Annotated in this window: 10 protein-coding genes and 4 tRNA genes; 8 read left to right on the plus strand and 6 right to left on the minus strand. The window is 61.3% G+C overall.

Annotated features, from left to right (window positions below):
- Positions 1-559 precede the first annotated feature (559 nt).
- Together AC07OP_RS12685 and AC07OP_RS12690 are read left to right on the plus strand one after the other, a co-directional pair.
- Positions 560-2041, plus strand: coding sequence for an NCS1 family nucleobase:cation symporter-1 (locus AC07OP_RS12685; RefSeq protein WP_065940162.1), 1482 nt, complete (start codon positions 560-562; stop codon positions 2039-2041).
- Positions 2042-2066: 25 nt separating this feature from the next.
- Positions 2067-3350 carry a Zn-dependent hydrolase gene (locus AC07OP_RS12690; protein WP_495101736.1) on the plus strand — a complete coding sequence of 428 codons (1284 nt, stop codon included), beginning with the start codon at positions 2067-2069 and terminating at the stop codon, positions 3348-3350.
- A gap of 233 nt (positions 3351-3583) precedes the next feature.
- Here the strand turns inward: AC07OP_RS12690 and AC07OP_RS12695 are convergent, their stop codons facing one another.
- From AC07OP_RS12695 to AC07OP_RS12705, 3 genes are read right to left on the minus strand one after another with little or no spacing between them, the layout of a single operon-like run.
- Positions 3584-5002 carry an efflux transporter outer membrane subunit gene (locus tag AC07OP_RS12695; RefSeq protein ID WP_495101735.1) on the minus strand — a complete coding sequence of 473 codons (1419 nt, stop codon included), beginning with the start codon at positions 5000-5002 and terminating at the stop codon, positions 3584-3586.
- On the minus strand, positions 4986-6155 hold the full coding sequence (locus tag AC07OP_RS12700; RefSeq protein ID WP_495101734.1) for an efflux RND transporter periplasmic adaptor subunit: 1170 nt from the start codon (positions 6153-6155) through the stop codon (positions 4986-4988). The genes AC07OP_RS12695 and AC07OP_RS12700 overlap by 17 nt, the downstream gene beginning before the upstream one ends.
- Positions 6145-9366, minus strand: a complete 3222-nt coding sequence (locus AC07OP_RS12705) for an efflux RND transporter permease subunit (protein ID WP_495101733.1) — start codon at positions 9364-9366, stop codon at positions 6145-6147. The genes AC07OP_RS12700 and AC07OP_RS12705 overlap by 11 nt, the downstream gene beginning before the upstream one ends.
- 207 nt (positions 9367-9573) lie before the next feature.
- Here AC07OP_RS12705 and AC07OP_RS12710 point away from each other — a divergent pair, with 207 nt between their 5' ends.
- Positions 9574-9984, plus strand: coding sequence for a PA0061/PA0062 family lipoprotein (locus AC07OP_RS12710; RefSeq protein WP_065940155.1), 411 nt, complete (start codon positions 9574-9576; stop codon positions 9982-9984).
- Here the strand turns inward: AC07OP_RS12710 and AC07OP_RS12715 are convergent.
- Entirely contained in the window at positions 9981-10142 is a 162-nt protein-coding gene (locus AC07OP_RS12715) for a hypothetical protein (RefSeq protein ID WP_166655314.1), read from the minus strand. The two genes, AC07OP_RS12710 and AC07OP_RS12715, sit on opposite strands and share 4 nt — an antisense overlap.
- A 211-nt stretch (positions 10143-10353) precedes the next feature.
- Between AC07OP_RS12715 and AC07OP_RS12720 the strand changes: the two genes are divergently transcribed.
- A complete protein-coding gene (locus AC07OP_RS12720) occupies positions 10354-11016 on the plus strand; it encodes a peptidase C39 family protein (RefSeq protein ID WP_065940154.1) in 663 nt (220 codons plus the stop codon).
- A gap of 43 nt (positions 11017-11059) precedes the next feature.
- Here the strand turns inward: AC07OP_RS12720 and pbpG are convergent, their stop codons facing one another.
- Both pbpG and folD read right to left on the minus strand, forming a co-directional pair.
- Positions 11060-11983 carry a D-alanyl-D-alanine endopeptidase gene (gene pbpG, locus AC07OP_RS12725; protein ID WP_495101732.1) on the minus strand — a complete coding sequence of 308 codons (924 nt, stop codon included), beginning with the start codon at positions 11981-11983 and terminating at the stop codon, positions 11060-11062.
- A gap of 207 nt (positions 11984-12190) precedes the next feature.
- On the minus strand, positions 12191-13045 hold the full coding sequence (gene folD / locus AC07OP_RS12730) for a bifunctional methylenetetrahydrofolate dehydrogenase/methenyltetrahydrofolate cyclohydrolase FolD (RefSeq protein WP_027606241.1): 855 nt from the start codon (positions 13043-13045) through the stop codon (positions 12191-12193).
- A 275-nt stretch (positions 13046-13320) separates the two neighbouring features.
- Here folD and AC07OP_RS12735 point away from each other — a divergent pair.
- The 4 genes from AC07OP_RS12735 to AC07OP_RS12750 all read left to right on the plus strand — a co-directional run bounded on the left by AC07OP_RS12735 (position 13321) and on the right by AC07OP_RS12750 (position 13796).
- Positions 13321-13397: transfer RNA gene (locus AC07OP_RS12735), tRNA-Arg, on the plus strand.
- A gap of 32 nt (positions 13398-13429) precedes the next feature.
- Positions 13430-13505 (plus strand) — tRNA-His (locus tag AC07OP_RS12740).
- A gap of 56 nt (positions 13506-13561) precedes the next feature.
- Positions 13562-13646 (plus strand) — tRNA-Leu (locus tag AC07OP_RS12745).
- Between the two features lie 77 nt (positions 13647-13723).
- A tRNA-His gene (locus AC07OP_RS12750) sits at positions 13724-13796 on the plus strand.
- Position 13797 lies beyond the last annotated feature (1 nt).

Below are 13797 nucleotides of genomic sequence, written 5' to 3' on the forward strand. Positions count from 1 at the left end.
CCAGTTCTAAGTGTTGTATGGCTACGCGCCGATGGTCGGTTAATTCCTGTCATCGGTGACAGGAATAGAAACTAGCCCGAGTTTTTCGATTGGGCAAGAAGATTTTTTATAAACTTATGTTGAATTTAAATTGTTGATTTATAAGGTAAAAAATACAAAATCACCAAAATGCAGCGGCCTCTCACCATTTTGACGCACTTGACAGGTTCCCAATATGAGCAACATTTCTTATTGCAAATCAGACGCTTGAGAGATGCCTCTTGACGGGGTCGGTAAATAAAAATAATTGTGGTGCACCAGATTGAGTCCTGACAGTTCGGATAACTTGCGCGTTATTTAGCCTGAGTCACGCGGCAAGTACCGTAGGCACAATCGGAAAGCTGATTAACATCAGCCAGTTATATAAGCGGTGCGGGTTCAAGGGCAGTTGTCGGCACGGTTATTGAGTGCAGTGATGGCTGGCCGGGCCCGTGATGTCATGTTGTTTACGAGGTACTCCGGCCACCCTGCATTCAGCGCGGGGTGAGCAACAATAATTCGAAAAAACCGTGGAGCGGCCATGCAACAGAACAGATCGCAAGTCATTGAGCGCAACGGCCTGTACGAACTCGACGCCGGTCCGGACGTCCTCGACAGCCCCCGCTACAACCACGACATGGCACCGACCAAGGTGCACGAACGCACCTGGAACAAGTGGCACATCACCGCGCTGTGGGTCGGCATGTCGATCTGCGTGCCCACCTACACCCTGGGCGGTGTGCTCACCGCGTATTTCGGCCTGTCGGTGGGTGAGGCACTGATGGCGATCTTGCTGGCCAATATCGTGGTGCTGATCCCGCTGACCCTCAACGCCTTCCCCGGCACCAAGTACGGCATTCCGTTTCCGGTGTTGCTGCGTTCGTCCTTCGGCATCCTCGGTTCCAACGTGCCGTGTTTGATTCGGGCATTGGTGGCCTGCGGCTGGTTCGGGATCCAGACCATGTTCGGCGGGCTGGCGATCCATCTGTTCCTGGGCTCGATTTTCGAGGGATGGAAGTCCCTTGGCGGCACCGGTGAGGTGATCGGCTTCATGATTTTCTGGTGCCTGAATCTGTGGGTGGTGCTGCGTGGCGCCGAGTCGATCAAGCGCCTGGAAACACTGTCGGCGCCGTTGCTGGTGGCGGTGGGCATCGGCCTGCTGGTATGGGCGATGCCCAACGTGTCGATCAGCGAGTTGATGGCAATCCCGCCCAAGCGTCCCGAAGGCGCGAGCCTGACCGGTTACTTCATGGCCGGCCTTACCGCGATGGTGGGGTTCTGGGCCACCTTGTCGCTGAATATTCCCGACTTCAGCCGCTACGCCAAAAGCCAGAAGGACCAGATCCTCGGGCAGATTTTCGGTCTGCCGCTGACCATGTTCCTGTTCGCCGCCCTCGGCGTGATCATGACCGCCGCCTCGGTGAAACTGGTGGGCGTCAGCGTATCCGACCCGGTGACCCTGATCGGCCATATCCAGAGCCCAGTGTGGGTGGCCGTGGCCATGGCGCTGATCATCGTCGCCACGTTGTCCACCAACACCGCCGCGAACATCGTCTCGCCCACCAACGACTTCCAGAACATCGCGCCCAAGCTGATCAACCGCACCACGGCGGTGATCCTCACCGGGTTGGTGGGCTTGGCGTTGATGGGCCACGAACTGCTGAAAAAACTCGGCTTGATCGTCTCGGATGTGAGCCTGGAAACCGTGTACTCCAACTGGTTGCTGGGCTATTCGAGCCTGTTGGGGCCGATTGCCGGGATCATGGTGGTGGACTACTTCATCACCCGCAAACAACAACTGGACCTGGCCGGCCTGTACCGCGACGACGTGTACCCGGCGTGGAACTGGAGCGGTTTTATCGCCTTCGGTGTGCCGGTGGTGCTGACCTTGCTGTCCCTGGGCAGTGATGCGTTCAGCTGGTTCTACAGCTACGGCTGGTTTACCGGTTCGGCGTTGGGCGGGTTGTTGTATTACGGCCTGAATGCCAGGCGTGGAGCCAGCCCGGTGGTTGTCAATTCATAAGAAATACACGCCTGAGGAGATCCCCATGAACGCTGCCCTTGACGTTCTGCAATCGACCCACCAGCACATCAACCGCGACCGCTTGTGGCAGTCGCTGATGGACCTGGCCAAACTCGGCGCCACCCCCAAGGGCGGCGTGTGCCGCCTGGCGCTCACCGACCTCGACCGCAAGGCCCGCGACCTGTTTGTGCAGTGGTGCGAAGACGCCGGTTGCACCGTGACCGTCGACGGCATCGGCAATATCTTCGCGCGCCGCCCTGGGCGTAATCCCGACCTGCCGCCGGTGATGACCGGCAGCCATATCGACACCCAGCCCACAGGTGGCAAGTTCGATGGCTGCTTTGGCGTGCTGGCGGGAGTGGAGGTGCTGCGTACGCTCAATGACCTCAAGATCGAAACCGAGGCGCCCTTGGAAGTGGTGGTGTGGACCAACGAGGAAGGCTCGCGCTTCCCGCCGTGCATGATGGGCTCGGGTGTGTTTGCCAGGAAATTCACCCTGGCGGATACCCTGGCCAAGGTCGATGCGGACGGGGTCAGCGTGGGGGAAGCGCTGAATGCGATTGGCTACGCGGGAACCCGTCCTGAGAGTGGGCACAAGGTCGGTGCGTATTTCGAGGCGCATATCGAACAAGGGCCGATTCTGGAGGATGAGAAAAAGACCATCGGCGTGGTACTCGGCGCCCTCGGGCAGAAGTGGTTCGACCTGAAACTGCGCGGTGTCGAGGCCCACGCGGGGCCGACGCCGATGCACCTGCGCAAGGACGCCCTGGTAGGCGCAGCGGCGGTGGTGGCGGCGGTCAATGCGGCGGCCTTGGGGCACCAGCCCCATGCGTGTGGGACCGTCGGTTGCCTGCAGGCGTATCCCGGTTCACGCAACGTGATTCCGGGCGAAGTGCGCATGACCCTGGACTTCCGGCACTTGGAACCGGCACGGTTGGGTTCGATGATTGCCCAGGTGCGCCAGGTGATTGACGAGACCTGTGCCAGGCATGGGCTGAGTTTTGAAATGGAACCCACGGCTGACTTCCCGCCGCTGTACTTCGACAAAGGCTGTGTGGACGCCGTGCGCGATGCGGCCAATGGGCTGGGCTTGTCGAACATGGACATCGTCAGCGGGGCAGGGCACGACGCGATTTTCGTCGCCGAGTTGGGGCCGGCGGGGATGATCTTTGTGCCGTGTGAAGGGGGCATCAGCCACAACGAAATCGAGAACGCTGCCCCGGATGACCTGGCGGCGGGGTGTGCGGTGTTGTTGCGGGCCATGGTGGCTGCATCGGTAGCCATCGCCAGCGGCAAACTCGCCGCCTGAAATGCGGAAAAAATGTAGGAGGGGGCTTGCTCCCGATAGCGGTGTATCAGTTACAGATAAGCTGACTGACCTACCGCAATCGGGGGCAAGCCCCCTCCCACATTGGCTCAGCGGCGCTTATACATTATGTGTCTGACGCAGGATCAGTGTGGGAGGGGGCTTGCCCCCGATTGCGGTGGCTCAGCTACGGATAAACTGGCTGTTCCACCGCTATCACTGTGCCTGGGATGATGTCAGGCGCCAGGTTGCCAGCCGCCGCCGAGTGCGGTCACGAGTCCTACACTGGCCTGCAACTGCCGCGTCTGCACCGCCTGCAATGTCCGCTGCGCCTGCAACGCCGCCGTCTGCGCGGTCACCACATCCAGGTAACTGACCGCCCCCGCCTGATAGCTGTTCATCGCCAATGATTGCGTATGCTGCGCCGCATCCGCTGCCGCCTGTTCATCCTGCGCCTCCTGTTGCAAATCCCGTAGTTGCGCCAAGTTATCTTCCACCTCACGCACGGCCTTCAGCACCTGGCTGCGGTACTGCGCCGACGCCTCTTCAAACTCGGCCTTGGCCTGGCGTTCATTGGCGCTCAAGCGGCCACCGTCGAAGATCGGCAGGTTCACCAACGGGCCCAGTGCCCAATACCGATTGCCCGCCGACAGCAGATTGCCGACGCCCTGTGTCTGCCCGCCAATCAACCCGGTCAAGCTGAAGTCCGGATACCACGCCGCCTTGGCTACGCCGATATTCGCGTTGGCTGCAAACACACGGCGCTCTGCCGCCGCAATATCCGGGCGACGTTGCAGCAGGTGGCTTGGCAGCTGCGACGGAACCCCCGGCAGGGCGATCAGTTGCTGGCCGGGGGGCAAGGTAAAGTCGCTGGCTGCCACGCCCACCAACTCACCGATGGCGTGCTCGGTGAGGTTGCGTTGGCCGCGCACTTCATCCAATTGCGCCCTGGCCTGCGCCAGTTGATTTTGCGCACGGGTCAGGTCCAGCTCCGAGGCTATCTGGCCCTCGTAGCGGCTGCGGGTCAATTGCAATGCCTGGCTGAAATCATCCAGCGAGCGAGTGAGAATCCGGCTCTGTGCATCCAGCCCATTGAGCTGCACGTACAAGGTCGCCAACTGACGCTGCAAACTCAGGCGTGCCACCGCCAGGTCATCCCCGGACGCTTGCGCCTGGGCATCGCCGGCCGCGACCTGGTTGCGGATTTTGCCCCACAGGTCCAGGTCATAGCTCAAGGAAAACCCCGCGATGTTGCTGTTGTACACCGACGGTTGCGTATCCCCCCGCAACGGTCGCGAATCCGATTGCCGCTGGCGCAGCGGTTGCGCGCTGGCGCTGATCTGCGGGAACAGGCCTGCGTGCAGTTGGCTGGCATACGCCTGGGAAGCATCGAAGTGCGCCAGCGCCGCCGCCAGGTCCGGGTTGGCCTTGAGCAGCTGCTGTTGCAGGTCATTCAGGCGCGAATCGTTGTAGAGCTTCCACCATTCGGGCGCCAGTTGGTCGGACGGCTGCGCGCTGTGCCAGGGCCCATCGCTGGTCTGTTCGCGGTAGTGGGCCGGCAGGTCGATCGCTGGCACCTTGTAGGTCGGCGCCATCGAGCAACCCTGCAAGACCAGCAGCGTCAATGCAGCGAGCGGTTTAAGCCTTATGCGCATGTGCACCTCCGGAGGCATCGGCGAGTTGCACGGGATCACCTTCGCGCAGGGCATCGGGCGGGTTGTCGACGATGCGGTCGGCGGGTTTCAAGCCCTGGTCGATCACCAGGCGTTCGCCCAGGTCGAGGCCGATATGGATGGGCTGCAGGTGCACATGGTTCTGCCTGTCCAACACCGCCACCTGGGTGCCCTGGGCGCGGAAGATCAGGGCGCTGGCCGGGATGCTCACGCCATGGGTATCGGCCGGAATCGGCAGGGTGGCCTCGGCATAATCACCGGGCAGCAGTTCGCCGTCGGGGTTGTCGGCGACGAACTGGGCGAGCAGGGTGCCGGAGCGGCGGTCGATGGCGGTGGAGTCACCGATCAGGCGCGCCTTGAAATGCTTGCCGGGGTGCTCGGGCACGGTCAGCTCGGCTTCAAGGCCCGGATGGATGACCGCTGCGTAGTTCTGCGGCACCGGTACGTAGAGGCGCAATTGATGGGTGTCGGCAATGTTGAACAGTTCCGGATCGCTGTCGGTGTCGGCCTTGATCAGCTGGCCGATATCGGTGTTGCGCGCGGTGATGGTGCCGGCGAACGGGGCGCGAAGGGTCTTGTAGTTTTCCAGCGCCGACAGCCGGGCGTAGTCGGCAGCGGCGGCCTCGGCGTTGGCCTTGGCGGCAGCGGCATTGGAGGTTTTTTCATCGGCCTCCTGGCGCGAGACCGAATGGCTGGCCAGCAGGTTTTGCCAGCGCGTGGCGGTGGTTTCGGCCAGGCGTGCGTTGGCCTGTTCCTGCACCAGGCGTGCATGGGTCTGCGCCAGCTGTTGATCCAGGTCGGGGCTGTCGATTTCCGCGAGGACTTGCCCGGCCTTGACCCGGCTGCCGATATCGACTTTCCAATCCTTCAGGTAACCGCTGACCCGGGCGTGGATCGGCGCCTTGCTCCAGGCTTCCAGGTGCGCCGGCAGGCGCAAGGTATCGCCGGCCACATTCTGCCGGGGCTGGAACACCATCACGTGCGGGATGGCGGCGGTCTCGGTCCAGGCCGTGACCGATTGTTCGTGCAGCGTGCGGGCATGCAGGCCGTTGGCGACCAACAGGGCGGCCAGGGTCAGGCCGCCGACACCCATGAGCATCAGACGCTTGCGCGAGGGTTTGTGATCAGACGACATGTGGGGTTTCTCCTGCAACTGCGCGAGTAGGGTGACGACCGTGGACCAGGCTGAAGACCACGGGAACAAACAACAATGTGGCGAGGGTCGCGAAGATCAAACCGCCGATGACGGCGCGCCCGAGCGGGGCGTTCTGCTCCTCGGAAATTGCCAGGGGCAACATGCCGATGATCATCGCCAGGGCGGTCATGCACACCGGGCGGAAGCGCGTGTAACCGGCCTCCATGGCGGCTTTCAACGCATCACCATGTTCGGCCAGGCGCTCACGGCAGAAGCTCACCACCAGGATCGAGTTGGCCGTGGCCACGCCCATGCACAGGATGGCGCCGGTGAGCGCCGGCACCGACAAGGAGGTGCCGCTGAGGAACAGCATCCACACGATGCCTGCGAGCGCCGCCGGCAACGCGGTGATGATGACGAACGGGTCGGCCCACGACTGGAAGTTGATCACGATCAGCAGGTAGATCAGCACCACCGCACCCAGCAGGCCAAGGCTCAAGCCGCTGAAGGCTTCATGCAGCGCATCGATCTGCCCGTGCAGGCTGATCGTCGCGCCTTTGGGGCGCAGATGCGCGGTGTCATCCAGCACCTTTTGCACGTCGCGGGCTACGCCGCCGAGATCGCGGCCCTGCACGTTGGCGTACAGGTCCAGGGTCGGTTCGATGTTGTAGTGGGTCACCACCGCCGGGCTTTGCACGCGGGAGATGGTGGCCACGCCGCCGAGGATCTGTGACTGCCCATCGGCGCCGGTGACGGGCAGCGCTTCCAGTGACGGCAGGCTGTCGAGGCGGTATTGCGGGGTGGCGGCGACAATGGAATAGGACACGCCGTTGGCCGGGTTGAGCCAGAAGGTCGGCGCGGTCTGCGAACTGCCGGCCAGCGACGCCACCATGCTGTTGGTCACGTCCCGCTCGGTGATGCCCAGGCCGTTGGCGCGCATGCGGTCGACATTCACCTGCAGCGACGGGTAGCCGGTGGACTGCTGGATGCGCAGGTCGGCGATACCGGGCACGTGTTGCAGGCGACGTTCCAACTCGACGGCATAGGCGCGGTTTTCTGCATCGCTGCGCCCGGAGATTTTCACGTCCAGCGGCGCCGGCGCGCCGAAGTTGAGGATCTGGCTGCTGATGTCCGCCGGCAGGAACGCGAAGTGGCTGCCTGGGAAACTCTGCGGCAGCGCTTCACGCAGTTTCTTCACGTAGTCGGCGGTGGGCGCATGGCCCTTTTTCAGGCTGACCTGGATGTCGCCATCCTGCGGGCCGATGGTGCCGCTGCTGCTGTAGGCCATGTCGATGCCGCTGAGCGGAATGCCGATGTTATCGACGATGGTGTCCAGTTCTTCGGCGGGGATCACTTCACGGATCCGCGCTTCGATGCGGTCGAAGGCGGCGGCGCTTTCTTCGATACGCGTGCCCAGCGGCAGGCGCACATGCAGGGCCAGCGCGCCGGCATCCGTCGCCGGGAAAAAGTCCTGGCCCAGGCTGGGCAACAGCAGGAATGAGGCGAGCACACAGGCCAGGAAGCCGACGATAAAACCCTTGCGATTGCCCAGGGCCAAGGTCAGCAGGCCGTGGTAGGTGTCGCGGATATTCGAGAAGTGACGCTCGAAACCTTGCTGGAAATTCAGCACGGCTTGCAGCGCGGCATTGCGCGGTTTCTTGTGCTGCTCGCCCTCATGGTGGTTGATGAATTCGTCTTCAGGGTGATGTCCGGCACCTGGCTCCGGCATATGTGGCTTGAGCAGGAACATCGCCAGCGTCGGCACCAGGGTGCGCGAAAGAATGAATGAGCTGGCCATGGCAAAGATCACCGCCAGCGCCATCGGCCGGAACAGATAACCGGCGATGCCTTGCAGCAGGAACATCGGCACGAACACGATGCAGATGCACAGCAGCGAGACGAACGCCGGGCCGACAATTTGCGCGGCGCCGTCGAGGATCGCGGTCTTCACCGGCTTGCCTTGCTCCAGGTGCCAGTTGATGTTTTCGATGGTCACCGTGGCGTCGTCCACCAGGATCCCTACGGCCAACGCCAGCCCGCCGAGGGTCATGACGTTGAGGGTCTGCCCGCTGACCGCCAGCAGCGCAATGGCCGACAGCACCGCCAGGGGAATCGACGCCGCAATAATGATCGTGGAGCGCCAGCTGCCGAGGAACAGCAGGATCATCGCACTGGTCAGCAGCGCGGCGATGATGCCTTCCTGGGCCACGCTGCCCACCGATTGCTTGACGAACACCGAGGCGTCGCCCAGCAACGAGGTCTTCAGTGACGGCGGCAGGGTTTCGTTGATGCGCGGCAGCATCTGGCGGATACCGTCGATGATCGACAAGGTGGAAATGCTGCCGTTTTTCAACGCCGGCATCAGCACCGCGCGATGGCCGTCGACGCGCACGATGTTGGTCTGCGGCGGCGAACCGTCGCGCACGTGGGCAACCTGGCCGATGGTGATCAGCGCGCCGTCGACGGTCTTGATCGGCAGGTCGTTGAGCTCATCGATGGCCTTGGGGCTGTTGTTGAGCAGGATCGTGTATTCATTGGGGCCGAGTTTGGCGGTGCCCACCGGGATGATCTGGTTCTGCAGTGCCAGGGCATTGCCCACATCCTGGGCTGACAAGCCTTTGGCCGCCAGCGCCTGAGGGTCGAGGTCGAGGGTGATCTGCCGCTGCTTGCCACCCATCGGCGTGGGCATGGCCAGGCCGGGCAGGGCGCTGAGGGGTAGACGGATATTGTTCTGCACCAGGTCGCGAATTTTGGCTTCCGACAGCGTCGGGCTGGAGAACGCCATTTGCAGGATCGGCACCGTGGAGGCGCTGTAGTTGAGGATCAGCGGTGGCGTGATGCCCGGTGGCATCTGCTTGAGCACGGTTTGTGATACGGCGGTCACTTGGGCGTTGGCGGTGCGGATGTCGACGCCGGGCTGGAAGAAAATCTTCACGATGCCCATGCCGGGCAGGGATTGCGATTCGATATGTTCGATGTCGTTGACGGTGGTACTCAGGGAGCGTTCGTAGGTGTAGATCACCCGGCCGGCCATGGCGTCCGGCGACAGGCCGTTGTACTGCCAGACCACGGCGACCACAGGGATACCGATATCGGGAAACACGTCGGTGGGGGTTCGCAGGGCCGCCATCGGCCCGATGATGCAGATGAATATGGCCAACACGATAAACGTGTACGGCTTTTGCAGTGCGGTCTTTACCAGCCCGAGCATGCGTGAACCTCCGAGGGAGCAGGATTGCAAACCCCGGCAGTCTTGCCCGACCCACCTAACACGCGCCTTTCAGCCAGGTGAAGGAACATTTAGGTAAGGGCTGAAGATCGTTTCATATGGATTCATTTGTTCTACAGGGCGTGGCTGCCCAAGCTTGCATCCCATCGGACGACTTGTCTTTTTACTGATGTTCTTTGGAGCCCTGCCATGTCACTCAAGCCTTTATTGTTGATCCCCGCCCTGGGGGCTGTTTTGTTGTTGTCGGCCTGTGCCGGCCCGATTCCCAAGGCGGACCCCAGCGAAGCCTGGATCGGCTTGAAAGAAGAAGCGCCGAACGACCTGATGGCCGAACGTGTGGACGGCAAGCGTGTCGACGACGGGCGCTTTTTCGAAGTGCCCCCCGGGGATCATCGCCTGGACGTGACGTTGTTCGAGGAAGAAGCCGGCGACGACAACCAGCAGGACTGCGAGGGTCGGGTCGAGTACAAGGATTTCAAGGCGGGTGAGCATTACACCCTGGTGGAGTCGAGCCTGGGCACCACCGTGCGCGCATCCCTGATGGACGGGCACGGTAAGGAAGTCGCGGCGACTCAGGATTTCAATTGCATGCCTGGCTAGGCGTGGTGCACCGCCGCTCTATGGGGCTTGGCGGGTGCCTCAGGTTTGACGTGGGGGTGATGGTGCCGGCGAGTAATGCGCAACACCCCCCACAACATGGCGCCGGCTACCGCCAGCCAACCGCAGATCAACAGGAAAATCGTTGTTGCAAGGCTCATTTTGGCCTCCTTTCGCCCCGCGGGGGGCACACACAGTCTTCTCAATGGACAGTCTAGCTACCCGGCGGTTGCCTGCTATTAACCAATGGTCGTGTTCGTCCAACTCGTTTGCTCTAACCGCGACGCTTTACTGAGCCTATGGGCTATACCCGCGTGGCAGAGCGTCCTATGATCAGAGCCCCCACCGGCAGTTGATCAAGAGAGTAAAAAATTGCGGTTACGGTCGAACCTTAAAACATCCTTGTTGCTGGCCTGTGCCCTGGGGCTCGCGGCCTGTTCCGGGCAGCCGTCGAAACTTCCGGGCCTGCCGGAACGTGTCGAACTCAATGGTGTGCCGACCTTTCGCAGCGAGGCTTATCAGAGCGGTCCTACAGCGTTAGCCAGCATGCTGTCGCAACAAGGCATTGTGATGACACCGGGCTTGTTGGATAAACCGTTGCATTTGCCGGGCGGTGAAGCGGACCTGGAGCGCAACATGCAGGTGCTGGCCCGTGAGTACGGGCTTATGGTGTACCCCCTGGATGCCAAGTTGACCGCGGTACTGGCGCAGGTGGCGGCGGGTTATCCGGTGATGGCGCGGATTGGCGGCGGCCTGTTGTCTGACGCGCGCTACGTGGTGGTGGTGGGTTTCAACCAGCAGAAAAGCACGGTGCTGTTGCGTTCAGGCATGGACCGACGCCTGCTGATGAGCTTCAGCGACTTTGAGTCGAAGTGGAGCAGTGCCGGGCACTGGGCAATCGTCACCCAGCGCCCGAGCCAATTGCCGGCCAATGTGGATGCGCAGCGCTGGCGGGACTCGGCGAACGCAACGGCCCAGGCCGGGCAGGAGCGGGCGGCGGCGCAGGCGCTCAAGGTGTTGGCGGAACACAAATAAAATGGGAGGGGCGAGCCCCTCCTAAATGCGTTCTCGGTGTTCCTTAACGGCGGACTTCGGCGGCATTCGCGCGGTTTTTCAGGTTCTTGTCAGCCTTGTAGCGCAGCGCGACGTCCGGCACCGAGCCGCCCTTGCCGGTCTCGACCCAGCTACGGATCCGGCTGGCATCGGCAAAGTGGGTGAATTTGCCGAAAGCATCCAGGATCACCAGCGACACCGGACGATTACCCATGCGGGTGACCAGCACCAGGCAATGACCGGCCTGGTTGGTGAAACCGGTCTTGGTCAGCTTGATATCCCAGTTGGCGCGGTTGATCAGGTGGTCGGTGTTGGAGAAACCCAGGGTGTAGTTGGGCTTGCGGAACGTTACGGTCTTTTCCTTGGTGGTGCTCAACTGGCTCAGCATCGGAAATTTTTGCGCATAGGCCAGCAGCTTGCTCAAGTCGCGGGCGGTGGACACGTTGTGGATCGACAGGCCGGTGGGCTCGACATAATGGGTGCTGGTCATGCCCAGGGCCTTGGCCTTGGCGTTCATCGCGGCAATAAAGGCCGCGTAGCCGCCCGGATAGTGGTGCGCCAGGCTCGCGGCGGCGCGGTTTTCCGAGGACATCAGGGCAATCAGCAACATCTCCTTGCGCGGCATCTGGCTGCCGATCTTCACGCGGGAGAACACGCCTTTCATCTCCGGCGTGTCGGTGATGTTGATGTCGATGTACTCGTCCATGTTCTGCTTGGCTTCAAGGACGATCAGGCCCGTCATCAGCTTGCTCACCGAAGCGATAGGCACCACCACGTCGGGATTGCTGGCGTAGATGACCTTGTTGGTCTGCAGGTCCACCAGCATGGCGCTGCCGGAAGCGATCTGCAGTTTGGACGGATCCCGCGGCGCCAGGGTGGATTCGGCGGCGTGCGCAAAGGTGCCGGTGAACGCAAAAAACAGGCTGACAATGGAAAGACGAATTTTCACGCGGATGAACTCGCTAAAAAGTAAGAAATACCGTTGGGAAACGGGTTTTGTGACAAATGGCGTTACATTTTAGGAGTATGGACGAGAGACTGTCGAATGTTCTTCTAAAACCAGACGAAAGTGCTTAAAAACTAAGAAAAAACAGGTTTTCTTCCGGGCAATAAAAAGCCCTGCGATAAGGCAGGGCTTTTTCAGTACGACTGGTTATTAACCGTGCAGGGTTTCTGCGGCGTACAGGGTGTTTTCCAGCAGGCAGGCACGGGTCATCGGGCCAACGCCACCCGGCACCGGGGTGATCCAGCCGGCGCGGGGCAGGGCGGTTTCATACACCACGTCGCCGACCAGCTTGCCGTCTTCCTGGCGGTTGATGCCCACGTCGATGACGATGGCGCCTTCCTTGATCCATTCGCCCTTGACCAGGCCCGGCTTGCCGGCGGCCACGACGACCAGGTCGGCACGGCCAACGTGGCCGGCCAGGTCCTTGGTGAAGCGGTGGGTCACGGTGACGGTGCAACCGGCCAGCAGCAACTCCATGGCCATGGGGCGGCCCACGATGTTGGACGCGCCGACGACGACGGCATCGAGGCCGTACAGGTCGACACCGGTGCTTTCCAGCAGGGTCATGATGCCTTTGGGCGTGCATGGGCGCAGCAGCGGGATACGCTGGGCCAGGCGGCCGACGTTATAAGGATGGAAACCGTCGACGTCTTTGTCAGGGCGGATGCGCTCGAGCAACTTGGACGCATCCAGGTGCGCGGGCAATGGCAATTGCAGGAGGATGCCGTCCATCGCCGGGTCGTCGTTGAGGCTGTCGATCAGGTCGGTCAGGGCCTGCTGGGTGGTGTCGGCAGGCAGGTCGTAGGCCTTGGAAAGAAAGCCGACCTCTTCACAGTCTTTACGCTTGTGCGAGACATAAACCTGAGAGGCAGGATCGCTGCCGACCAGGATCACCGCGAGGCCAGGCGTGCGCAAGCCTTGCTGGCTGCGCTCGGTGACTCGTTTGGCGATCTGCTGGCGCAGGCTGGCGGCGATTGATTTGCCGTCGATAAGTTGTGCAGTCATTACGCGTGATTAACCATCGAGAGGGGGAGGAAAAGTGCGCGCATTCTCGCACGCCACGACGTGAGGGCAAAGGCGCTTGGTCCGCAAATTGGCCTAACCCCTTAAATAAAATGAATTTTTTTCAAAAAAGATTTGACGGGTTTCCAGGCCCTCTATACTATTCGTCGCACTTGTCGGGCACAGCCTAGCACTGGTTAAGAAGGTCGAGCAGAATCGTTGTTCTGCAAGGCTGGAAGCACTTAGTTTGTAATCCTCCAAGAGTACAGATTAATAAGGCGCCCGTAGCTCAGCTGGATAGAGCATCCGCCTTCTAAGCGGATGGTCGCAGGTTCGAGTCCTGCCGGGTGCGCCATTAGGCAGCTTTGGCACAAGTAGCGCTATATGGTGGGCGTAGCTCAGTTGGTAGAGCACGGGATTGTGACTCCCGTTGTCGAGGGTTCGATCCCCTTCGTCCACCCCATATTTTGAAAGGCGCCAGATTAACCGTCTGGCGCCTTTGCTTTAAGAGCTTCAAGCGCGGATGTGGTGGAATTGGTAGACACACTGGATTTAGGTTCCAGCGCCGCGAGGCGTAAGAGTTCGAGTCTCTTCATCCGCACCAAATAAGGCCTTACTCGGTTTACATGCAGGGTGGGGTCAGACAAAGAAGTAGTTTGGTTTCTTTGTTAACGCAATATGGTGGGCGTAGCTCAGTTGGTAGAGCACGGGATTGTGACTCCCGTTGTCGAGGGTTCGATCCCCTTCGTCCACCC

The organism is Pseudomonas sp. GW821-FHT09D08 (assembly GCF_059416305.1).